Annotated in this window: 23 protein-coding genes; 12 read left to right on the top strand and 11 right to left on the bottom strand. The window is 63.1% G+C overall.

What is annotated here, in order from left to right; all coding sequences use genetic code 11:
* Nucleotides 1-166 precede the first annotated feature (166 nt).
* Nucleotides 167-1,699 (top strand): SulP family inorganic anion transporter, encoded by a 1,533-nt coding sequence (locus ACIQUS_RS00295; protein WP_403041389.1) that lies wholly within the window; start codon nt 167-169, stop codon nt 1,697-1,699.
* Nucleotides 1,700-1,778: 79 nt separating this feature from the next.
* On the opposite strand, the gene ACIQUS_RS00290 is transcribed toward ACIQUS_RS00295, so the two are convergent.
* Nucleotides 1,779-2,426, bottom strand: coding sequence for a hypothetical protein (locus tag ACIQUS_RS00290; RefSeq protein WP_403041387.1), 648 nt, complete (start codon nt 2,424-2,426; stop codon nt 1,779-1,781).
* Nucleotides 2,427-2,794: 368 nt separating this feature from the next.
* On the opposite strand from ACIQUS_RS00290, the gene coxB reads away from it, so the two are divergent.
* Genes coxB through ACIQUS_RS00270 form a run of 4 tightly spaced genes read left to right on the top strand, consistent with a single transcriptional unit; the run spans nt 2,795 to nt 7,030 of the window.
* On the top strand, nt 2,795-3,922 hold the full coding sequence (gene coxB, locus ACIQUS_RS00285) for a cytochrome c oxidase subunit II (RefSeq protein WP_403041385.1): 1,128 nt from the start codon (nt 2,795-2,797) through the stop codon (nt 3,920-3,922).
* A 20-nt stretch (nt 3,923-3,942) separates the two neighbouring features.
* A complete protein-coding gene (gene ctaD / locus ACIQUS_RS00280; RefSeq protein ID WP_403041383.1) occupies nt 3,943-5,535 on the top strand; it encodes a cytochrome c oxidase subunit I in 1,593 nt (530 codons plus the stop codon).
* Nucleotides 5,536-5,560: 25 nt separating this feature from the next.
* Entirely contained in the window at nt 5,561-6,130 is a 570-nt protein-coding gene (locus ACIQUS_RS00275; protein ID WP_403041381.1) for a cytochrome c oxidase assembly protein, read from the top strand.
* A 12-nt stretch (nt 6,131-6,142) separates the two neighbouring features.
* Entirely contained in the window at nt 6,143-7,030 is an 888-nt protein-coding gene (locus tag ACIQUS_RS00270) for a cytochrome c oxidase subunit 3 (RefSeq protein WP_403041379.1), read from the top strand.
* A gap of 6 nt (nt 7,031-7,036) precedes the next feature.
* Here the strand turns inward: ACIQUS_RS00270 and ACIQUS_RS00265 are convergent, their stop codons facing one another.
* The gene (locus tag ACIQUS_RS00265; RefSeq protein WP_403041377.1) at nt 7,037-7,240 is read right to left on the bottom strand and encodes a twin transmembrane helix small protein; all 204 of its coding nucleotides are present in this window, start codon (nt 7,238-7,240) and stop codon (nt 7,037-7,039) included.
* Between the two features lie 64 nt (nt 7,241-7,304).
* Here ACIQUS_RS00265 and ACIQUS_RS00260 point away from each other — a divergent pair, with 64 nt between their 5' ends.
* From ACIQUS_RS00260 to ACIQUS_RS00240, 5 genes are read left to right on the top strand one after another with little or no spacing between them, the layout of a single operon-like run.
* Complete coding sequence (locus tag ACIQUS_RS00260; RefSeq protein ID WP_403041375.1) at nt 7,305-8,045, top strand: SURF1 family protein; 741 nt, start codon at nt 7,305-7,307, stop codon at nt 8,043-8,045.
* On the top strand, nt 8,011-8,604 hold the full coding sequence (locus tag ACIQUS_RS00255; RefSeq protein WP_403041373.1) for a hypothetical protein: 594 nt from the start codon (nt 8,011-8,013) through the stop codon (nt 8,602-8,604). Before ACIQUS_RS00260 ends, ACIQUS_RS00255 begins: the two co-directional genes overlap by 35 nt.
* Before the next feature lie 9 nt (nt 8,605-8,613).
* Nucleotides 8,614-9,696: a heme A synthase gene (locus ACIQUS_RS00250; RefSeq protein WP_403041371.1), complete on the top strand. Its 1,083-nt coding sequence runs from the start codon at nt 8,614-8,616 to the stop codon at nt 9,694-9,696.
* Complete coding sequence (gene cyoE / locus ACIQUS_RS00245) at nt 9,681-10,580, top strand: heme o synthase (RefSeq protein WP_403041369.1); 900 nt, start codon at nt 9,681-9,683, stop codon at nt 10,578-10,580. The genes ACIQUS_RS00250 and cyoE overlap by 16 nt, the downstream gene beginning before the upstream one ends.
* A complete protein-coding gene (locus ACIQUS_RS00240; RefSeq protein WP_403041367.1) occupies nt 10,577-11,209 on the top strand; it encodes an SCO family protein in 633 nt (210 codons plus the stop codon). Before cyoE ends, ACIQUS_RS00240 begins: the two co-directional genes overlap by 4 nt.
* A 71-nt stretch (nt 11,210-11,280) precedes the next feature.
* Here ACIQUS_RS00240 and ACIQUS_RS00235 read toward each other — a convergent pair whose 3' ends face one another.
* The 7 genes from ACIQUS_RS00235 to zur all read right to left on the bottom strand — a co-directional run bounded on the left by ACIQUS_RS00235 (nt 11,281) and on the right by zur (nt 16,850).
* Entirely contained in the window at nt 11,281-12,051 is a 771-nt protein-coding gene (locus ACIQUS_RS00235) for a MetQ/NlpA family ABC transporter substrate-binding protein (protein ID WP_403041365.1), read from the bottom strand.
* 45 nt (nt 12,052-12,096) lie between these two features.
* Nucleotides 12,097-12,768: a methionine ABC transporter permease gene (locus ACIQUS_RS00230; RefSeq protein WP_038605236.1), complete on the bottom strand. Its 672-nt coding sequence runs from the start codon at nt 12,766-12,768 to the stop codon at nt 12,097-12,099.
* Nucleotides 12,768-13,775: a methionine ABC transporter ATP-binding protein gene (locus ACIQUS_RS00225; protein ID WP_403041362.1), complete on the bottom strand. Its 1,008-nt coding sequence runs from the start codon at nt 13,773-13,775 to the stop codon at nt 12,768-12,770. The genes ACIQUS_RS00230 and ACIQUS_RS00225 overlap by 1 nt, the downstream gene beginning before the upstream one ends.
* A gap of 193 nt (nt 13,776-13,968) precedes the next feature.
* Complete coding sequence (locus tag ACIQUS_RS00220; protein WP_403041360.1) at nt 13,969-14,682, bottom strand: PA5502 family lipoprotein; 714 nt, start codon at nt 14,680-14,682, stop codon at nt 13,969-13,971.
* Nucleotides 14,683-14,813: 131 nt separating this feature from the next.
* A complete protein-coding gene (gene znuB / locus ACIQUS_RS00215; protein WP_403041358.1) occupies nt 14,814-15,596 on the bottom strand; it encodes a zinc ABC transporter permease subunit ZnuB in 783 nt (260 codons plus the stop codon).
* Nucleotides 15,589-16,368: a zinc ABC transporter ATP-binding protein ZnuC gene (znuC, locus tag ACIQUS_RS00210; RefSeq protein ID WP_403041356.1), complete on the bottom strand. Its 780-nt coding sequence runs from the start codon at nt 16,366-16,368 to the stop codon at nt 15,589-15,591. The genes znuB and znuC overlap by 8 nt, the downstream gene beginning before the upstream one ends.
* Nucleotides 16,368-16,850 (bottom strand): zinc uptake transcriptional repressor Zur, encoded by a 483-nt coding sequence (gene zur, locus ACIQUS_RS00205; RefSeq protein WP_403041354.1) that lies wholly within the window; start codon nt 16,848-16,850, stop codon nt 16,368-16,370. The genes znuC and zur overlap by 1 nt, the downstream gene beginning before the upstream one ends.
* 66 nt (nt 16,851-16,916) lie before the next feature.
* Between zur and znuA the strand changes: the two genes are divergently transcribed.
* Nucleotides 16,917-17,846, top strand: a complete 930-nt coding sequence (gene znuA / locus ACIQUS_RS00200) for a zinc ABC transporter substrate-binding protein ZnuA (RefSeq protein WP_403041352.1) — start codon at nt 16,917-16,919, stop codon at nt 17,844-17,846.
* Between the two features lie 235 nt (nt 17,847-18,081).
* Here znuA and ACIQUS_RS00195 read toward each other — a convergent pair whose 3' ends face one another.
* Both ACIQUS_RS00195 and ACIQUS_RS00190 read right to left on the bottom strand, forming a co-directional pair.
* Entirely contained in the window at nt 18,082-19,032 is a 951-nt protein-coding gene (locus ACIQUS_RS00195) for a homoserine kinase (protein ID WP_403041350.1), read from the bottom strand.
* A gap of 64 nt (nt 19,033-19,096) precedes the next feature.
* Nucleotides 19,097-19,384 carry a DUF2782 domain-containing protein gene (locus ACIQUS_RS00190; protein ID WP_285864451.1) on the bottom strand — a complete coding sequence of 96 codons (288 nt, stop codon included), beginning with the start codon at nt 19,382-19,384 and terminating at the stop codon, nt 19,097-19,099.
* Between the two features lie 74 nt (nt 19,385-19,458).
* Here ACIQUS_RS00190 and polA point away from each other — a divergent pair, with 74 nt between their 5' ends.
* Nucleotides 19,459-22,221, top strand: coding sequence for a DNA polymerase I (gene polA / locus ACIQUS_RS00185; protein WP_403041347.1), 2,763 nt, complete (start codon nt 19,459-19,461; stop codon nt 22,219-22,221).
* The last annotated feature ends 212 nt before the right edge of the window (nt 22,222-22,433 follow it).

Below are 22,433 nucleotides of genomic sequence, written 5' to 3'. Positions count from 1 at the left end.
ACGCTGATTGACGGCTGCACCCCATGGGTGCGGCCTGGTTATCGGCTGCCTTGAATTTCCCTGACTGCCTTTGCCAGCCCGCTGGCGGCCTGCGCCTGCCTGTGCGTCAGGGAACGTGCTGTCGGCCATTGGAGTGGCCGTAAACCTTGAGAGAAGGAGTGACAGGGTGAACAAGACACAGATCAAAGCGGCATTGCCGCGCGAATTACTGGCTTCAGTGGTGGTATTCCTGGTCGCCCTGCCCTTGTGCATGGGCATCGCAATCGCCTCGGGCATGCCCCCGGCCAAGGGCCTGATTACCGGGATCATCGGTGGCATCGTGGTCGGTTGGCTGGCGGGTTCGCCTCTGCAGGTCAGTGGCCCGGCGGCGGGCCTGGCGGTGCTGGTGTTCGAGCTGGTACGCCAGCATGGCGTGGCGATGCTCGGCCCGATCCTGTTGCTGGCAGGGTTGCTGCAACTGCTGGCGGGACGCTTGCGGCTGGGCTGCTGGTTCCGGGTCACGGCGCCTGCGGTGGTATACGGCATGCTCGCCGGTATCGGTGTGCTGATTGTGTTGTCCCAGCTGCACGTGATGTTCGACAGTGCGCCGCAGCCGTCGGGGTTGGCCAACTTGCTGGGTTTTCCGGCGACCCTGGCCCAGGCCTTGCCGCTGGAAAGCCAGGGCAACGGCTGGCAGGCCGGAGCATTGGGGCTCGGTACCATCGCCGTGATGTGGGGATGGGAGCGGCTACGACCACAGTCGCTGCGCTTTGTACCCGGAGCATTGCTCGGTGTCGCCCTGATGACCGCCATCAGCATCGGGTTGGCATTGCCGGTGAACCGGGTCCAGGTGCCGGCGGACCTCAGCCAGGCCATCGACTGGCTGCGCCCGGCTGACCTGCTCAACCTCGCTGATCCGAACCTGCTGGTCGCCGCCTTTGCCCTGGCCTTCATCGCCAGTGCCGAAACCTTGCTTTCCGCTGCTGCGGTCGACCGCATGCACGACGGCCAACGCTCGGATTTCGATCGAGAACTGTCAGCCCAGGGGCTGGGGAACATGCTCTGCGGTGTGCTGGGCGCGTTGCCGATGACCGGGGTGATCGTGCGCAGTTCGGCCAATGTCCAGGCCGGTGCCCGGACAAGGCTGTCGACGATCCTGCACGGGGTCTGGCTGCTGGCCTTTGTCGTGATCTTGAGCCGTGTGCTGCAACAGATCCCGGTTGCAAGCCTGGCGGGTGTGCTGGTCTTCACCGGCTTCAAACTGGTCGATTTCAAGGCGTTCCGTGGCCTGGGCCGATACGGTCGGATGCCGATGTACACCTATGCCGCGACGGCGCTGGCGATCATCTTCACCGACCTGTTGACCGGCGTGCTGCTTGGTTTTGCCCTGACACTGCTCAAGCTGGCGCTCAAAGCCGCACGCTTGAAGATCAGTGTGGCCAGCCTCGATGCGCCCGGGCATATGGAACTGCGGTTGAGCGGTGCGGCGACGTTCCTCAAGGTACCGGCGCTGGCCCAGGTGCTCGAAGGGATTCCGGCGGGCACCACGCTGCATGTGCCGCTGGCCAACCTCAGTTATATCGACCACTCATGCCTCGAACTGCTCGAGGACTGGGGACGGGCCAATGCGGGCAAGGGGGCGCGCTTGCTGATCGAACAGCGTCGCCTCAAGCGGCGGGTCGAGGGGCGAGTGCGCACAACAGTCGGCTTGGGGGCTTGAGCTTAAGGGGCGGTGTTGCCATCGCGGGGCAAGCCCGCTCCTACATCCTGTGGGAGCCGGCATCGCCGCCGACTCGGCATCACGCCGACTGATCCAGCTCCAGCCCCACACCCAGTTGCCGCGACAGGCAAGGCCAGCGCTTCCATGCCGCGCCGGTATCCGGGCTGCTGAGTTTCTCGCGGTAAGCTTCGACCGACTCCAGGGCGAAGCTCTGGTCATCGAGCATCTCGTCCACTGAGTGGTGCACCACTTCATCCAGCTGGTTGGCAAACTCTTCGCCGATCAGCTGGTGGGCGATCAGGTTGGCCACGGTGGTATCCAGCGGGATCAACGGCTGCTGGAAGTGCTTGATGTACAGGTCGTTCACCTCTTCCACCAGGCGATGCGCCAGGTAGGCTTCATCCAGCAGGCAACCGAGGCCGACATGGCCGTTCATGATTTTCGGTGGTTGCAGAAAATACTCTTCGGCGATTTTCAGCACCGGTTTGATCTGCGACTCGATGCCAGCCTCGCGGGCCACTTCGTTGGCGGCCTCGAGCATTTCCGGCACCTGGTCGATGTAGGCGCTGACGAAGCGGGTCAATGCGTCCTGGGCATTGGTTTCCGGCAGCTGGATCGAAGGGTGCAGGTGCGGCAGTTGTTTGATGAGTTGGTCTTTCAGTTGGCCGGTTTTGGTCTCATGTTGATGGGCACGGGTAATCTGCTCGCGCAAAGCGGCGATGTTCATGACAACTCCAGGAAAAAGGCGTGACAAACGGAAGACATAAGGTAGCTCGGTTCTGTCCAGCGTTAAGACGCATTTTGCATAACTGGCGGTTTCTTATAGTGATGAATTATATCTAAATGCCATCATTGTGCTTCATCCCGCGTGTTTCGCGGGCTGGCGCGCAAACGTTCAACCTGGCCGGTTTGATTTTTTCGATCGCATTGCGTGGTCGAGGTCGCTGTCTATACTCCGGTTGAAAGTGATTCGCTGATGAGGCCCGACTGTAGTTCGCAGGGGGCTCGGTCGTCGAAGTTCGCAGTCTTGGCCGCCGTACCCTTAGCCGTAGGTCCACGCCTCCGGGATAACAAGAACGATAAGGGGAACCCGCAATGATGCGACATCCACACGTCTGGATGGGCCTCCTGTTGTGGTCGGTATTCGGTCAGGCCAACGCCGCCTGGACCGTGAACATGGCGCCAGGGGCGACTGAAGTCAGCAACGCAGTGTTCGACCTGCACATGACCATCTTCTGGATCTGCGTGATCATCGGCCTGGTGGTCTTCGGCGCGATGTTCTGGTCGATGATCATCCACCGTCGTTCCACCGGCCAGCAGCCTGCGCATTTCCACGAGCACACCTGGGTCGAGATCATGTGGACGGTAGTGCCGTTCCTGATCCTGGTGGCCATGGCCATTCCGGCCACCAAGACCCTGATCGATATCTACGATGCCAGCGAATCGGACGTCGACATCCAGGTCACCGGCTACCAGTGGAAGTGGCACTACAAGTACCTGGGCCAGGACGTCGAGTTCTTCAGCAACCTGGCCACCCCCGCCGACCAGATCCACAACAAGGCGCCCAAGGACGAGCACTACCTGCTCGAAGTCGACCAGCCGCTGGTGCTGCCGGTGGGGGCCAAGGTGCGCTTTCTGGTCACCGCCGCCGACGTGATCCACTCCTGGTGGGTACCGGCCTTCGCGGTCAAGCGCGACGCCATTCCCGGCTTCGTCAACGAAGCCTGGACCCGCATCGAGAAGCCCGGCATCTACCGCGGCCAGTGCACCGAACTGTGCGGCAAGGATCACGGTTTCATGCCGGTGGTGGTCGAGGTCAAGTCCAAGGCCGACTACGAAACCTGGCTGGGTGAGCGCAAGGCCGAAGCCGCCAAGCTCAAGGAGCTGACCAGCAAGGACTGGACCCTGCAAGAGCTGGTCGAGCGTGGCGACAAGGTCTACCACACCACCTGCGTGGCCTGTCACCAGGCCGAAGGCCAGGGCCTGCCGCCGATGTTCCCGGCGCTCAAGGGCTCGAAGATCGCCACAGGACCCAAGGAAGAACACCTGGGCATCGTCTTCCACGGCAAGCCGGGCACCGCCATGGCCGCCTTCGGCAAGCAACTGTCGGAAGTGGATATCGCCGCCGTAGTGACCTACGAGCGCAACGCCTGGGGCAACAACAAGGGCGACATGGTCACGCCGAAGGACGTGCTGGCACTTAAACAGGCCGAAAGCAAATGACCGACTTCAGGAGACAGGACATGAGTGCAGTGATCGACGAGCACGGTCATGCCGGCCATGACCACGCCCACGGGCCGGCCAAAGGGTTGATGCGTTGGGTGCTGACCACCAACCACAAGGACATCGGCACCATGTACCTGTGGTTCAGCTTCAGCATGTTCCTGCTGGGCGGCTCCTTTGCCATGGTGATCCGTGCCGAGCTGTTCCAGCCCGGCTTGCAGATTGTCCAGCCGGAATTCTTCAACCAGATGACCACCATGCACGGTCTGGTGATGGTCTTCGGTGCGGTGATGCCGGCCTTCGTCGGCCTGGCCAACTGGATGATACCGCTGATGGTCGGCGCGCCGGACATGGCCCTGCCGCGGATGAACAACTTCAGTTTCTGGCTGTTGCCGGCGGCCTTCCTGCTGCTGGTTTCGACCCTGTTCATGCCGGGGGGCGGGCCGAACTTCGGCTGGACCTTCTACGCGCCGTTGTCCACCACCTACGCACCGGAAAGCGTGACCTTCTTCATCTTCGCCATCCACCTGATGGGTATCAGTTCGATCATGGGCGCGATCAACGTCATCGCCACCATCCTCAACCTGCGTGCCCCGGGCATGACGCTGATGAAAATGCCGCTGTTCGTCTGGACCTGGCTGATCACAGCGTTCCTGCTGATCGCGGTGATGCCGGTGCTGGCGGGGGTGGTAACCATGATGCTGATGGACATCCACTTCGGCACCAGCTTCTTCAGTGCCGCCGGTGGCGGTGACCCGGTGCTGTTCCAGCACGTGTTCTGGTTCTTCGGGCACCCGGAGGTGTACATCATGATCCTGCCGGCGTTCGGCGCGGTCAGCTCGATCATCCCGGCGTTCTCGCGCAAGCCGCTGTTCGGCTACACCTCGATGGTCTACGCCACCGGGGCGATCGCCTTCCTGTCCTTTATCGTCTGGGCCCACCACATGTTCGTGGTCGGCATCCCGGTGGTCGGCGAGCTGTTCTTCATGTACGCCACCATGCTGATCGCCGTGCCCACCGGGGTGAAAGTGTTCAACTGGGTCAGCACCATGTGGGAAGGCTCGCTGACCTTCGAGACGCCGATGCTGTTCGCCATCGCCTTCGTTATCCTGTTCACCATCGGCGGATTTTCCGGGCTGATGCTGGCCATCGCCCCGGCGGACTTCCAGTACCACGACACCTACTTCGTGGTCGCCCACTTCCATTACGTGCTGGTGCCCGGGGCGATCTTCGGCATCTTTGCCTCGGCTTACTACTGGCTGCCCAAATGGACCGGGCACATGTACGACGAAACCCTGGGCAAGCTGCACTTCTGGTTGTCGTTCATCGGCATGAACATGGCCTTCTTCCCCATGCACTTCGTTGGCCTGGCCGGCATGCCGCGGCGGATTCCGGACTACAACCTGCAGTTCGCCGACTTCAACATGGTCTCGTCGATCGGTGCCTTTACCTTCGGCGCCACGCAGATCTTCTTCCTGTTCATCGTCATCAAGTGCATTCGCGGCGGTGAGCCTGCGCCGGCCAAGCCTTGGGACGGCGCCGATGGGCTGGAATGGACGGTGCCTTCACCGGCGCCCTACCACACCTTCCAGACCCCGCCGGATGTGAAATGAACGGCGACCTTCGGAGGATGCAGTCATGAGTGAAGGGATTTCGCTCAAGCGCCTGGTCGTGCGGTTGCTGCTGCTGACCGTGGTGATGTTCGCCTTCGGTTTTGCCCTGGTGCCGATCTATGACGTGATGTGCAAGGCCTTTGGCATCAACGGCAAGACCGGCGGGCAGTACCAGGCAACCCAGGAGGCCGACCCGGAGCGCACGGTGAAGGTGCAGTTCATGTCGACCAACGCCAGCGACATGGTCTGGGAGTTCCACTCCACCGCCGACCAGATCGACGTCAACCCGGGAGCGGTCAACGAGATGGTGTTCATTGCCCGCAACCCGACGGACAAGCCCATGACGGCCCAGGCGATCCCCAGCGTCACCCCGGCCGAGGCGGCGGCGTATTTCCACAAGACCGAATGTTTCTGCTTCACCCAGCAGGTGCTGCAGCCGGGGCAACGCATCGAGATGCCGGTGCGCTTTATCGTCGACCGCGACCTGCCCAGGGATGTGAAACACCTGACACTGGCTTACACGTTGTTCGATATCACCGCCCGCCACCCGCCCGTTGCCCAACTGGCAGGCCAGGACTCACAGGGCGCCCGATAAGGAGAACCGTCAATGGCTTCCCATGAGCACTACTACGTACCGGCGCAAAGCAAGTGGCCGATCATCGCCACGGTCGGCATGTTCATCACGGTGTTCGGCCTGGGCACCTGGTTCAACGACCTCAAGGCCGGCCGTCCCGAGTCTCATGGACCGTGGATCTTCTTCTTCGGTGCCTTGTGCCTGGCCTACATGCTGTTCGGCTGGTTCGGCGCAGTGGTCAAGGAAAGTCGTGCCGGGCTCTACAGCTCGCAGCTGGACCGCTCCTTCCGCTGGGGCATGTCCTGGTTCATTTTTTCCGAGGTGATGTTCTTCATCGCCTTCTTCGGTGCGCTGTTCTATGTGCGCAACCTGGCCGGACCCTGGCTGGGAGGCGAAGGCGCCAAGGGCGTGACACACATGCTCTGGCCGAACTTCGAGTTTTCCTGGCCATTGCTCAACACCCCGGATCCGAAGCTGTTTCCACCGCCCAGGGAAATCATCGATCCCTGGCACCTGCCGCTGATCAACACCATCCTGCTGGTCAGCTCCAGCGTCACCGTGACGATCGCCCACCATGCCTTGCGCAAGGATCACCGCGGCGCGCTGAAATTCTGGCTGGCGCTGACCATTGCCCTGGGCATCGGCTTCCTGGTGCTGCAAGCCTACGAGTACCACGAGGCGTACACCAAGCTTGGCCTGACCCTGGGCTCGGGCATCTACGGTGCGACCTTCTTCATGCTCACAGGCTTCCATGGTGCCCACGTGACCATGGGGACCTTGATTCTGTTCGTGATGTTGATGCGCATCCTGCGCGGGCATTTCGATCCCGACAAGCATTTCGGTTTCGAGGCGGCCAGCTGGTACTGGCACTTTGTGGATGTGGTCTGGGTGGGGCTGTTTATCTTTGTTTATGTGCTGTAGCCGTCGTCAGAACGGTGCGTGGGATACCAGTTGGCCGCTGTAGAAGCCCCAGGTGATCAATACCAGGGTCAGCGCGGCAAGGCTGACCCGCACGGTCAGGGCTTTGAGCAAGCGGGTGGAATGTCCATCGTCCTTGACCAGAAAGAACAGGCCACTGAACAGGCTGGCGATGGTGGCCAACAGCATCAGGACAATCGCGGCTTTGAGCATGGCGAAACTCCGGGGGGGATGCACCGATGACTTTAAGTATAGCGACTGACCATGGGGTGACCGGGTGAAGCCATTTCGCCCCGGTTGGGTGCCGACCCTGGTGGTGCTGATGCTGTTGCCCGGGCTGATTGGCCTGGGCTGCTGGCAGCTGGGGCGTGCCGAACAGAAACGTGCCCTGCTCGCCAGCTATGCCGAACGCCAGGCCAGTGAGCCCTTGGGCGCGGCACAGCTGCCGCTGTTGCAGGACCCGGCCTACCGCCGGGTGCACCTGTTTGGCCAGTTCGATGCCCGGCACAGCCTGTTGCTGGATAACCGCATGCGTGATGGCCAGGTCGGCGTCGAGCTGCTGCAACCCTTTTTCGACCAGGCCAGCGGGCTCTGGCTGCTGGTCAATCGCGGCTGGCTGCCCTGGCCGGACCGGCGCCTGCCGGTGCAGTTCACTACCCCGCCGCAGGCGCTGAGCCTGGAGGCCTGGGTCTATGTCGCCCCCGGCGCCACCTTCCAGCTGCATGCCGATCCTGAAGACGGCAGCTGGCCAAGGCTGCTGACGGCGGTCGATGCCGGCCATATCTGGCAACAGCTGGCGCGCGAAGGCTTTGCCCATGAGCTGCGCCTGGAAGCGGGCCCGGCCAGTTACCGGCTGGACTGGCCGGTGGTCGCCCTGGGCCCGGAGAAACACCTCGGCTACGCCGTGCAATGGTTTGCTCTGGCCGTGGCGCTGGTACTGCTTTACCTCTACTTCGGCTGGCATAACAACAAGGAGAAACAGCATGGGAGCGGTCAGCAATCCACTCAACATGTCTGAAGGCAAGACGCCTTCCGGACGGGCGCGGGGGCGCCTGCAACTGATCCTGATCCTGCTGGTGGTGATCGGGCCGATGCTGCTGGCGACCGGCATGTACAAGTTCCAGTTCTGGGTGCCTGAGAGTCGCAGTTATCACGGCGAGATGATCGGCAATGGCCAGAGCCGTGCCGACCTTGGCGTGAACAGCGCTGAGCAGCGCTGGCAGTTGCTGGTCAGTGCCCCGGGGGCCTGTGCCCTGGACTGCCAGCAACTGGTGTACCTGGCCCGGCAGGTCCAGATCGGACTGGGCCGTGACGCCAGTCGCGCCAGTCACGCCCTGGCCACCGCCCAACCCCTGGGCAGCGATTATCAGGCCCGGCTCGATCGCGAGTATCCGCAACTGCAGCACTATCCACTGGACCTGGGCAAGTACGGTGCAGCCAGTCAGGGCAAGCAGGATGCACAGCTGTGGATTGTCGATCCCCACGGCAACCTGGTGCTGCGCTACGACGCCAAGGTCAAGGGCAAGGACCTGCTCAACGACCTGCGCCATCTACTGAAGCTGTCCAATATCGGGTAGGACATCACCATGGCCAGACCTGGATACCGCCTCGCTGTATTCGCCACCCTGCTGGCACTGGTTGTTGTCCTGCTCGGTGCCTACACCCGCCTCACCCACGCCGGGCTGGGCTGTCCGGACTGGCCGGGGTGCTACGGCTTCATCAGCGTGCCCAAGACCGAAGCGCAACTGGCCCATGCCGAACTGCACTTCCCCGACACCCCGGTGGAAGCGCACAAGGGCCGCAACGAGATGGTCCATCGTTACTTCGCCGGTACCCTGGCGCTGGTGATCACCCTGCTCGCCCTGCAGGCCTGGCGTCGCCATGGCCGTGACGGTCAACCCTATCGCCTGCCCTTGTTGCTGCTCGGCGTGGTGTTCGCCCAGGCGGCCTTTGGCATGTGGACCGTGACCCTCAAGCTGTGGCCGCAGGTGGTGACCGCCCATTTGCTAGGCGGTTTTGCCACCCTGAGTCTGTTGTTCCTGTTGAGCCTGCGCTTGTCCCGGGCGTTTGCGCCCCTGCCCAAACTGCCACTGAGTGTGCGGCGCGTGGCGGCGCTGGCGTTGCTGGTGGTGATCGGCCAGATCGCCCTGGGCGGCTGGGTCAGCGCCAACTATGCCGCGGTGGCCTGCATCGATCTGCCGACCTGCCATGGCCAGTGGTGGCCACAGGCGGATTTTGCCAACGGCTTTCACCTGACCCAGCACATCGGGCCGAACTACCTGGGCGGGCAGCTGGACAGCGATGCGCGCACGGCCATCCATCTCAGCCACCGAATGGGCGCCCTGCTGGTGACCTGCGTACTGTTGTTGCTGAGCTGGAAACTGCACCGTCATGGCCTGGGCAACCTGGCCCGACTGGTGCTGCTGGCGCTGGCGCTGCAGGTTGGCCTGGGCATCAGCAATGTGTTGTTCCACTTGCCGTTGGCAGTGGCCGTGGCACACAACGCCGGTGGCGCCCTGCTGTTGCTGTGCATGGTGCTGGTCAATTACCGCATTCGCCTGGTGGCCAAGGCGAAGGTTCGTCGAGTCAGCCAGGGCTGGCGCCTGACACCGGTCGGCAGTGGCGGTGTCATTCACTATCTGGGAGATAACTCATGGCGACGCTTCTGACCGGGAGCAGACTCCGGGCGGGCTGGCGTGACTACCTGGAGCTGACCAAGCCCAAGGTGGTGGTGCTGATGCTGATCACCTCGCTGGTGGGCATGTTTCTCGCCACCCGCGCGGGGGTGCCCTGGGCCGTGCTGCTGTTCGGTAACCTGGGCATCGCGTGTTGCGCGGCCGGGGCCGCCGTGGTCAATCATGTGGTGGACCGGCGGATCGACGCCCTGATGGCGCGCACCCACAAACGCCCGCTGGCCGAAGGCCGGGTGGCGCCCGCCGCAGCCCTGACCTTTGCCCTGCTGCTGGCGCTGCTGGGGATGACCCTGTTGCTGTGCTTCACCAATGCCCTCACCGCCTGGCTGACCCTGGCATCGTTGCTCGGTTATGCGGTGATCTACACCGGCTTTCTCAAACGCGCGACACCGCAGAACATCGTGATTGGCGGCCTGGCCGGTGCGGCGCCGCCGCTGCTGGGCTGGGTGGCGGTCAGCGGGCACATCAGCGCCGAGCCCTTGCTGCTGGTGCTGATCATCTTTGCCTGGACCCCGCCGCACTTCTGGGCGCTGGCCATTCACCGCAAGGAGGAGTACGCGAAGGCGGATATCCCGATGCTGCCGGTGACCCACGGCGAGCATTACACCAAGGTGCACATCCTGCTTTATACCCTGGTTCTGTTGGCGGTCAGCCTGCTGCCCTTTGCCATCCACATGAGCGGGCCGCTCTACCTGGCCTGTGCGCTGCTGCTGGGCGTGCGCTTCCTGCAATGGGCCTGGGTGTTGTACCGTGGCAGCAGACCGCACGCGGCGATCAAGACGTTCAAGTACTCGATCTGGTACCTGTTGCTGTTGTTCATCGCGCTGCTTGTAGACCACTACCTACTGTTGAACCTATGACTCGAACCCAGAAAACCGTCTTCATCCTCGTTGCCCTGGTCGCTGTGATCCTGGGGCTTACCGTCAACAAGGTGCTCAATGGTCGTAGCGAGGGCAACCCGACCGAGCTGATCGACGCCGGCATCATCCTGCTGCCGCAGAGCCGCAGTGTGCCGAGTCTGGAGATGACCGACGAGAAGGGTCAGGTCGTCGCGGTGGACGAGCTCAAGGGCAAGTGGTCGCTGCTGTTCTTTGGCTACACCTTCTGCCCGGACATCTGCCCAACCACCCTGGCCCAGCTGCGTCAGGTCAAGAGCGAACTGCCCAAGGAGGCAGTCGAGCGCTTGCAGGTGGTGCTGGTGAGTGTCGACCCGAACCGCGATACCCCGGCGCAGCTGCAGCAGTACCTGGGCTATTTCGACAAAGATTTCCGTGGCCTGACCGGCTCGCTGGAGAACATCCAGAAACTGGCCAACGCGGTGAGCATCCCGTTCATTCCGGCCGATACCAGCAAGCCGAACTACACGGTCGATCACAGTGGCAACCTGGCCGTGATTGGCCCGGATGGCAAGCAGCGCGGCTTTATTCGCGCGCCGTTCAACAATCAGAAGCTGGTGGCCCAGCTGCCTGTGTTGCTTAAGCGCGATTGAATGCATCGCGGGGCAAGCCCGCTCCTACGCAGATCCGTGTGGGAGCGGGCTTGCCCCGCGATCGATTTGACTCAGAACGCCGGCTTGACCGCGCCCTTGTACTTCTCTTCGATGAACGTCTTCACTTCCGGGGTGTGCAGGGCTGCAACCAGCTTCTTCACCGCCGCGGCATCCTTGTTGTCTTCACGGGTGACCAGGATGTTCACGTAAGGCGAGTCGCTGCCTTCGATGACCAGGGCGTCCTTGCTCGGGTCCAGTTTGGCTTCCAGCGCGTAGTTGGTGTTGATCAGCGCCAGGTCGACCTGGGTCAGCACACGCGGGATGGTCGCCGCTTCCAGCTCGCGGAACTTGAGGTTCTTGCCGTTCTGGGCGATGTCCTTGACGCTGGACAGGATGTTCGTGTTGTCCTTGAGCTTGATCACACCGGCCTTGTCCAGCAGCAGCAAGGCGCGACCGCCGTTGGTGGCATCGTTGGGGATGACCACGGTGGCGGTCGATGGCAGCTCATCAAGTTCCTTGAACTTGTTGGAGTAGGCGCCCAGGGGCTCCAGGTGCACGCCGGCAACGCTGACCAGGTGAGTGCCCTTGGCCTTGTTGAATTCATCCAGGTACGGCTGGTGCTGGAAGAAGTTGGCGTCCAGGCGCTTCTCGGCCACCTGCACGTTCGGCTGGATGTAGTCGGTGAACACCTTCACCTTCAACTCCACACCTTCTTTGGCCAGGATCGGTTTGACGAATTCGAGGATCTCGGCGTGTGGCACTGGGGTGGCGGCCACGGTCAGGGTCTCGGCCTGAACCGAGAAGGCCGCGACGGCGGCGACAACAGCAAGCAGCTTTTTCATCAAATCACTCCTTGTGAGGGCCGATCCGGCCCCCGGCCCACGGGGTTACTTACGGGAAAAATGCACAACCAGTTTGTCGCCCACGCTCTGCAGCACTTGAACCAGTATCAGCAGCAGGACCACGGTGACCACCATGACGTCGGTCTGGAAACGCTGGTAGCCGAAGCGGATCGCCAGGTCGCCCAGGCCGCCGGCCCCCACCACACCGGCCATGGCGGTGTAGGACACCAGGGTAATGGCGGTGACGGTGATGGCGGCGAAGATGCCCGGACGGGCTTCAGGCAGCAAGGCGTTGGTGATGATCTGCCGGGTCGTGGCGCCCATCGACTGGGTGGCTTCGATAATGCCGCGATCGACTTCGCGCAGGGCGGTTTCCACCAGGCGCGCAAAGAACGGTGTGGCCCCTACCACCAGCGGCGGAATGGCCCCGGCGACGCCCAGCGAGGTGCCGGTGATCAGCACGGTGAACGGAATCATCACGATCAGCAGGATGATGAACGGCAGCGAGCGCAGCACGTTGACCACCAGTGACAGCAGCGCATACACGCCTTTCTGCTCGAACAGCTGGCGCGGGCCACAGAGAAACAGCAGCACGCCCAGTGGCAGGCCGAGCAGCACGGTGAAGAACAGCGAGCCGAACAGCATGATCATGGTGTCGATGGTAGCCAGCCAGATTTCGGCCCAGTCGACGTTGGCAAAGAAACTCAAGGCGTCCATCAACGCAGTACCTCCATATGAACATCAGCCGCCGTGAAGCGGGCGAAGGCCGCTTCCATGTCGCCGCCAGTGACGGCCAGAGTCAGCTGCCCATACGGGGTGTCTTTGATGCGGTCGATGCGACCGGCAAGGATGCTGTAGTCCACGCCGGTTTCGCGGGCAACGGTGCCCAGCAGCGGCGCGTAGGTGGAGTCGCCCTGGAAGGTCAGGCGCAGGATGCGGCCTGGTACATGAGCGAAGTCGTCGCGCTGTTCGTCTTCGTCGATCTGCTCGTCTTCCTGGACGAAGCGTTTGGTGGTCGGGTGCTGCGGATGCAGGAACACATCGGCTACCGGGCCCTGTTCGACGATCTGCCCGGCGTCCATCACCGCCACGCGGTCACAGACCCGACGGATCACGTCCATTTCATGGGTGATCAGTACGATGGTCAGCTTCAGCTCGCGGTTGATCTCGGCCAGCAGCTGCAACACCTGCGCCGTGGTCTGTGGATCGAGGGCGCTGGTGGCTTCGTCGCAGAGCAGGATCTTCGGCTTGGTGGCCAGGGCGCGGGCGATGCCGACGCGCTGCTTCTGGCCGCCGGACAGCTGTGCCGGGTACTTCTTGGCGTGGTCGGACAGGCCGACCCGGGCCAGCAGTTCACTGACGCGGGTGTCGACTTCCTTGCGCGACAGCTCGCCGGCCAGCATCAGCGGCAAGGCGACGTTGTCGGCCACGGTCTTGGAGGCCAGCAGGTTGAAGTGCTGGAAGATCATCCCGACCTGTTGGCGGAAGCGCCGCAGGTCGTTGGCGTTGAAGGCGGTGACATCTTCACCGTCGACGATGATCTTGCCGCCGCTCGGGGCTTCCAGGCGGTTGATCAGACGCAGCAGGGTACTTTTGCCGGCACCGGAGTGGCCGATCAGTCCGAACACCTGGCCGTTTTCGACACTCAGGTTGGTCGGGTGCAGCGCGGGGATGTCCCTACCGGCGACGCGGTAGGTTTTATGCACATTTTGAAACTCGATCACGTAGCGAACCTTGTGGGGCGCATGGAATTTGGGTCAGCGGTTAGCCGGGGCGCGCATTTTAGCCTGTTCGTATAGAGGTTCTTAGCATTTATTTCGCAATTGACCAATGCTGCGGGAATAACGCGATCAGTGGTCGGTATCGGACATAAAGGCTGGTACAGGCGCGACGGGTGCCCGGCGGGCACCCGGTGACTCAGGGCTGGCGTGGCACCAGGACCACCTGGGCAGGCTGGTTGCGCTGGATTTCGTGGGTTTGCTGCAAGGCGAATTCGCTGTCGAGCTTGTTCACCCGCTTGCCCAGCAAGGTCTTGAGCCAAGGGGCATCATCCTTGCGCGGCACCCGGAACAGCACTTCGCACTGAAAATTCACCACATCGCTGGCGATGGCGTCGAGTTGCTTGCGCAGATCGGCGATATTGCGGGTTTTCAGCGCAACGATTGTGCTTGGCGCAGCAGGGTCGATCACCTTGGCGCGCGGCTTGGCTTCGGCGGCCTTCAGGGCGGCTTCGGCCTTTTCCAGTTCGGCCTTGCGGGCCTGGGCAATGGCGCCGTTGACCCCGCCGGTCAAGGCCGGGGCCTTGGGCATCAGGGCGCGGGCGCGGCTCAGGGCGGTGGCGGCGGCGTTGACATCACCCTGTTGCAGAACGATCTGGCTGCGTTGCAGGTAGGCCTCAGCCAACTGCCGCTGGTGCTGCTCGACCCGGCTGTCATCGGGGTACTGGGCTTGCAGTGCGGCGAGCTGGTCTTCGGCGGTGGCCAGCTCGCTGCTGGCGATGCTTTGCTCCAGCTGCTGCCAGGCATCGGCCTGGGCAGGTGTGGCGGCGTTGTCGACCGGAGCGCTGGAACAGGCGGCCAGGATCAGGGAAAACGCGGCAAGGAGCAGATAACGGGAGGCGAACGGCTTCATTCCTGCGGCTCTCTAATTGCGCAAAAAAGCGGCCAAGTCTACACCCAGTCCGCAGACTCGAGAATAACTCTTCCAGGCCCTGCATGATTTAAATGTCGCAGGGTGCAACCGCCGGGGTCGCACCCTGGGCGTCAGCGCCGGGGCAAGGCCAGGCTCAGCAAGAATAGCACCGCTGCACAGACCACGATCGACGGGCCGGCCGGGGTGTCCTTGAACCACGACAGCGCCAGGCCGCCGCACACTGCGGTCACCCCTAGCAGGCTGGCGCCCAGGGCCATCTGTTCGGGGGAGCGGGCATGGCGTTGCGCTGCGGCGGCTGGAATGATCAGCAGCGAGGTGATCAGCAACACGCCGACGATCTTCATGGCCACGGCGATCACCACGGCGATCAACAGCATCAGCGCCAGACGCAACGCCGTTACCGGCAGGCCTTCGACCATGGCCAATTCTTCGTGCACGGTCACCGCCAGCAGCGGGCGCCAGAGCACCACCACCAACAACAGTACCGCGGCGCTGCCACCGAGTATCCAGGCCAGGTCACCCGGGCTGATCGCCAACAGGTCGCCAAACAGGTAGGCCATCAGGTCGATGCGTACATCGTGCATGAAGCTCAGCACCACCAGCCCGAGTGACAGGGTGCTGGGGGCGAGTATTCCCAGCAGGGTGTCCGACGCCAGTGGCTGGCGCTGTTGCAGGGTGACCAGCAGGATCGCCAGCAGCAGGCAGCCGACTGTCACCGCCAGTGCCGGGCTGACATCCAGTACGAAGCCCAGGGCCACGCCCAGCAAGGCGGCATGGGACAGGGTGTCGCCGAAATAAGCCATGCGCCGCCAGACCACGAAAGACCCCAGGGGGCCGGCGACCAGGGCCAGGGCCAAGCCTGCGAGCAGGGCGTAAAGCAGGAAATCAGCCATGCTTGCAGTGTTCTCCGTGTACATGTCCGCCTTGGGCGGGTGCAACCACGGACCCATGCAGGTCATGGGCGTGATCGTGATGGTGGTGGTAGATCGCCAGGCTCGGCGCATTGCTGCCGAACAGCTCGACGAAGGCAGGGTCGCCGCTGACCTGTTCCGGGTGGCCGGAGCAGCAGACATGACGGTTCAGGCAGACCACCTGGTCGGTGGTGCTCATCACCAGGTGCAGGTCGTGGGACACCATCAGCACACCGCAGCCGTGGCGGTCGCGCAAGCGGGTGATCAGGCTGTAGAGCTCGGCCTGGCCGGCCACGTCGACACCCTGCACCGGCTCGTCGAGCACCAGCAACTCAGGTTCGCGCAGCAGCGCCCGGGCCAGCAGCACCCGTTGCATCTCGCCACCGGAAATCCCCTGGATCGGGCTGTCGATCACCTGCTCGGCGCCGACTTCGCCCAGCGCCGCCAGGGCAGCGGCGCGATCGACGCCGGGTACCAGGCGCAGGAAACGCAGGACCGAGAGCGGCAAGGTGGCATCCACCTGCAGTTTCTGCGGCATGTAGCCAATGCGCAGGCGTGGCTTGCGCCAGACCTTGCCGGTGTGTGGCTTGAGCAGGCCGAGTACAGCGCGCACCAGGGTCGTCTTGCCGGCGCCGTTGGGGCCGATCAGGGTGACGATCTGCCCAGGCTCGACCGCCAGGTCGATGCTGTCGAGCACCGCCTGCCCGGCGAACGCTACGCCGACCTGTTCGAGGCGAATCAATGCATTGCTCATCAGGCGCTCCGGCAGTTGCCGCACAGGCCGACCACTTCGACGGTCTGCGCCTCGACGCTGAAATCGACTTCCTTGGCGCTGGCGACAATGGCGTTGCTGATGCTGGTCTGCTCCAGTTCGATCGCCACGTGGCACGCCCGGCAGATCAGGAACTGCCCCTGGTGGGCGTGCTCCGGGTGGCTGCAGCCGATGAAGGCGTTGAGCGAGGCGATGCGGTGCACCAGGCTGTTCTCCAGGAGAAAGTCCAGGGCCCGATAAACGGTCGGCGGCGCTGCCCGGCGGCCGTCCTGTTCGCTCAGCACGGCGAGGATGTCATAGGCGCCCAGCGGTTTATGGCTCTGCCAGACCAGCTCCAGCACGCGACGGCGCAAAGCGGTCAGGCGCAGGCCTTGGCGTGCGCACAGGGCGTCGGCCTCGGCCAGGGCGCTGTGCACGCAATGGGAGTGGTCGTGGGGGCGATTGGCCAGCGGGGTTTTAGGCATGGGCGGCGACGGTTCTGATTAGAGACGTTATTATGTTACCTGTTCCTGCCCCTTTGAGTGGTCATCGTGTCCCGATTTTTTGCCCTTTTTGTCGCTTTTATCGCCACCCTGGTGATGGCCCAGGCACAGGCCGAGGTCCGTGTACTCACCAGCATCAAGCCCCTGCAGCAGATCGCGGCGGCGGTCCAGGACGGTGTCGGCAGTCCTGAAGTGTTATTGCCACCGGGCGCTTCGCCGCATCACTACGCCCTGCGTCCGTCCGATGTGCGGCGGGTGAGCGACGCACAGCTGCTGTACTGGATCGGCCCGGACATGGAAGGCTTCCTGCCGCGGGTGCTCAAGGGGCGCGACAAGCCCAGTGTTGCCGTACAGGACCTGCCCGGCCTTTCGCTGCGTCATTTCGGCGAGGACAGCCACTCCCATGATCATGACCATGATGAGGACGCCGGCGAGCATGACCACGACCATCGCCCCGGCAGCCTGGATGCCCACCTGTGGCTGTCGACGTTCAATGCTCGGGTGATTGCGGCAAAGATGGCCGGCGACCTGAGTGCAGCGGATCCGGCCAATGCCGCCCGTTACCAGACTAACCTCAAGGCATTCACCGAGCGCCTGGACGCCCTGGACCTGCGGCTGAAGAAACGCATGGCCGGTATCAGCGCCAAGCCCTACTTCGTCTTCCATGAAGCCTTCGACTACTTTGAGTCGGCCTATGGCCTCAAGCACACCGGTGTGTTCAGCGTGGCCGCCGAAGTGCAGCCGGGCGCCCAGCACGTGGCGGCCATGCGCAAGCGCCTGCAGGAAGTGGGCAAGACCTGCGTGTTCAGTGAGCCGCCGTTGCGTCCTCGACTGGCCGAGACCCTGACGGCAGGCTTGCCGGTGACCCTGGCGGAGCTGGATGCATTGGGGGGAACGGCATCGGCCAGTGCCCGGGGCTATGAGCAGTTGCTGGAGAAGCTGGGCAATGATCTGGCGGGCTGCCTGGAACAGCTCTAAGGTGCTGATCGCGGGGCAAGCCCGCACCCCCGTAGCCGCTGCCGAGGAACGAGGCTGCGATCGACTGCGCAGCAGTCGCAACCCGGTCACCTCGTTGTACCAGTCAGACTGAAGGCGCCAGGTTCTACGGTCGCTTCGCGACCGATCGCAGCCTGGCGGCAGCGGCTACACCACCAGGCAATCAAGACAGTTGCTACCACAAGGCTCTGTGGGAGCGGGCTTGCCCTGCGATGCTTTAAAGCGCAAACGGCAGGGCGATTTCCACCTGCTGACGCGCCGCCAGGCGCACTTCGAAATCCGCCGGGTCGTGAATCAACACGTCCATCCCGGCAAAGGATTCAGCCGCAATCAACCGCGACAGCCAGAACCGCACGCAGGCAATGCGCAGCATCACCGGCCACAGGTGGGCTTCGGCCGAAGTGAATGGCCGCAGTGCTGCATAGGCCCCCAGTAGCGCTCGCGCCCGTGGGCCGTCGATGCGCCCTTCTTTATCGCAGCACCAGTCGTTGAGGGTGATGGCCAGGTCATAGAGCATCGGCCCGGAACAGGCGTTGTAGAAGTCGATCAGGCCGGTCAGGTGGGTGCCTTCGAACAGCACGTTGTCGCGGAACAGGTCGGCATGCAGGTTGGAGCGCGGCAGGGCCATGATCTGCGCCTTGTGCCCGGCGATCTCGTCCAGGCAGCCCTGCAGCAACTGTTGCTGTTGCTGGCCCAGGCGCGGCATCAGTTCGGCGCCGGTCTCCAGCATCCAGTCCAGGCCCCGGTCGGTCTTGCGTTCCAGGACCTTGTCGCGGGTCGCCAGGTGCAGGTGGCCGAGCAGCTCGCCGATCTGCACACAGTGCTGGTTGTTGACGTCCTTGATGTGCTTGCCGGGCAGGCGCGGTTGCAGCAGCGCCGGCTTGCCGGCCAGCTCGCGCAGGGCCACGCCGTCGGTGCCGCGCAGGGCATAGGGCACCGGCAGGTCGGCTTCGTGCAACACATCCAGCAGTTCGATGAAGAACGGCAGGTCCTGGACCGGTCCGCGTTCGACCAGTGTCAGCACATACTCCCCCTGTTCCAGGCTGACAAAGAAGTTGCTGTTCTCGGTACCGGCGGCAATGCCCTGGAAGTCCCGCAGGCGACCCAGGCCGTACGGCGCCAGAAAGGTTTCCAGCTCAGGCCGGGTCAGGGGGGTGAAGACTGACATGATCAAAAATTGCCCATACGGGCACTTCTGCTGGGAAGTGCCAGGTTGATATTAAGGGTACGCCTTACCACTCGAAGATTTTCCACGAGGGGATCAGCATGTCCGGCTGGTCGGAGCGGATGAAATTGCCCTCCGAGCCATCGGCGCGTACCAGGAAATAAGGTTTGCCGCCTTTCGGGGTGACCTTGATTGCATACAGGAAGCCATTTTGCCGGTATTCCTGGATGGTTTTGTCGCCTTCCGTGCGAATGGTTACTTCCGGATCAGCCGATGGCGCATCATCCGCAGCCAGGGTGACGACCGGAGTGACTGCCAACAGGCCCAGCAGCAACAGGCGATTTAGTGTGCGCATGATAACCTTGTCCCTTTGTCGTCAATGTTCCGGACATTCTAGCGCCGGGCCCGTCGAAAAGGTTGATTCTGCTCATGAGCCAAGCTCCCCTCGTCCTGGTGGACGGTTCCTCATACCTCTACCGCGCCTTTCACGCGTTGCCGCCGCTGACCACTTCCAAAGGCATGCCGACCGGTGCGGTCAAAGGCGTGCTGAACATGCTCAAGAGTTTGCGCAAGCAGTACCCGGACAGCCTGTTCGCCGTGGTGTTCGACGCCAAGGGCGGCACCTTCCGCGATGAAATGTTTGCCGAATACAAGGCCAACCGGCCGAGCATGCCCGACGACCTGCGCGTACAGATCGAGCCGCTGCACGCCAGCGTCCGTGCCCTGGGCTACCCGCTGCTGTGCGTCGAAGGGGTGGAAGCCGACGACGTGATCGGCACCCTGGCCCGCAGCAGTGCCGCCGCCGGTCGCCCAGTGATCATCTCCACCGGCGACAAGGACATGGCGCAACTGGTCGACGGCCACATTACGCTGGTCAACACCATGACCGGTAGCGTGCTCGATGTGCCTGGCGTGCACGAGAAATTTGGCGTCGGTCCTGAACACATCATCGATTTCCTCGCCCTCATGGGCGACAAGGTCGACAACATTCCAGGCGTGCCGGGCGTCGGCGAGAAAACCGCCGTTGGCCTGCTGACCGGCATCGGCGGCGGCCTGCGCGAGCTGTACGAGAACCTCGACAAGGTGCCGGCCCTGGCCATTCGCGGTGCCAAGACCTTGCCGGCCAAGCTCGAAGAACACCGTGACGCGGCGTTCCTGTCCTATGAACTGGCGACCATCAAGATCGATGTGCCGCTGGAGGTGGAGGTCGACGCGCTGGTCTGCGGCGAACCGGACCGTGATGCCCTGCTGGCGCTGTACACGGAGATGGAGTTCAAGAGCTGGATCGACGAAGTGCAGCGCGATGCCAAGCGTGCCGGCCAGGAAATCGTTGCCGACGAGCCGCAGGCGGTCGTCGAGGCGAAGTACGAAACCATCCTCGACCAGGCCCGCTTCGACGCCTGGCTGGAAAAGCTGCGCGCCGCCCCGCTGTTCGCCTTCGACACCGAAACCACCGGTCTGGATGCACAGCAGGCGCAACTGGTCGGCCTGTCGTTCGCCGTGCAGGCCCATGAGGCCGCCTACGTGCCGCTGACCCACAGCTACATGGGTGTGCCCGAGCAGCTGGACCGCGACAGCGTGCTGCTGGCGCTCAAGCCGCTGCTGGAAGACCCGGACAAGTTCAAGGTCGGGCAGAACGCCAAGTACGACATGAACATCCTGGCCAACTGTGCCATCGGTGGCGACATCGCCAACGGTATCCAGATGCGGGGCGTGGCCTACGACACCATGCTCGAGTCCTACGTGCTCGACTCCACGGCCACCCGCCACGACATGGACAGCCTGGCGCTCAAGTACCTGAACCACACCACCATCGGCTTCCAGGACATCGCGGGCAAGGGCGCCAAGCAGCTGACCTTCGACCAGATCACCCTGGAACAGGCCGGCCCCTATGCGGCCGAAGACGCCGACGTGACCCTGCGCCTGCACCAGGTGTTGCAGCAGAAGCTGGCCAAGGTCCCGAGCGTGCTGCCGGTGCTCAACGACATCGAAATACCGCTGGTGCCTGTGCTGGCCAAGATCGAGCGCCAGGGCGCGCTGGTCGATGCCAAGCTGCTTGGCATCCAGAGCGTCGAACTGGGTGACAAGCTGGTTGAGCTGGAGCGTGAAGCCTTCGAGATCGCCGGCGAGGAGTTCAACCTCGGCTCGCCCAAGCAACTGGGCGTGATCCTCTACGAAAAGCTCGGCATGCCGGTGCTCAACAAGACCGCCAAGGGCCAGGCTTCCACGGCCGAAGCGGTGTTGGCGGAGCTGGCGGAGATGGACTTCCCGCTGCCCAAGGTGCTGATGCAGTACCGCTCGCTGAGCAAGCTCAAGAGCACCTACACCGACCGCCTGCCGGAGCAGATCAACCCGCGCACCGGGCGTATCCACACCTCCTACCAGCAGGCGGTGGCGGCCACTGGCCGCCTGTCGTCCAGCGACCCGAACCTGCAGAACATCCCGATCCGTACCGCCGAAGGCCGTCGGATCCGCCAGGCCTTCATCGCTGCCCCCGGTTACAAGCTGCTGGCGGCGGACTACTCGCAGATCGAACTGCGCATCATGGCCCACCTGGCCAAGGACGAGGGCTTGTTGCACGCCTTCCGCAACAACCTGGACGTGCACCGGGCAACGGCGGCCGAGGTATTCGGCGTCGAACTGGCCGATGTCACCACCGACCAGCGGCGCAGCGCCAAGGCGATCAACTTCGGTCTGATCTATGGCATGAGCGCCTTCGGCCTGGCCAAGCAGATCGGCGTGGACCGCAAGCAGTCCCAGGCCTATATCGACCGCTACTTCGCCCGTTATCCGGGCGTGCTAGCCTACATGGAGCGCACCCGCGCGCAGGCCGCCGAGCAAGGCTTCGTCGAAACCCTGTTCGGTCGCCGGCTGTACTTGCCGGACATCAATGCGAAGAACCCGGCCTTGCGCAAAGGCGCCGAGCGCACGGCGATCAACGCGCCAATGCAGGGCACCGCGGCCGATATCATCAAGCGTGCCATGGTGGCTGTGGACAACTGGCTGACTGAATCGGGCCTGGATGCCCGGGTGATCCTGCAGGTGCATGACGAATTGGTGCTGGAGGTGCGTGAAGACCTGGTCGAGCAGGTGCGTGAACAGATTCGTCCGCACATGAGCAATGCGGCACAACTCGATGTTCCCCTGCTGGTAGAAGTGGGTGTGGGGGCGAACTGGGACGAAGCGCATTAAAAATGCAGCTAACTGCCGGGAAAAGCTGCGGCATATCGTCGCGGCTTTCTGGCCCTTATGGTACGTCGGCGCGAAAAATTCCCCGTCTATCGCAAATAGTTTCTAAACGCCAGGAACTAAACGCCGAACCACGACTCAGAGTAACTGAATGGCTGGTGAAGCCCTTCGATGCTCCTATGTTGTGTTAAGTGTTGGCAGATATCTGGACCCCG

Origin of the sequence: Pseudomonas sp. NPDC090755 (assembly GCF_044769005.1) — a bacterium.
Lineage (GTDB): Bacteria > Pseudomonadota > Gammaproteobacteria > Pseudomonadales > Pseudomonadaceae > Aquipseudomonas.
This window is presented reverse-complemented; position numbering and strand designations above follow the sequence as displayed.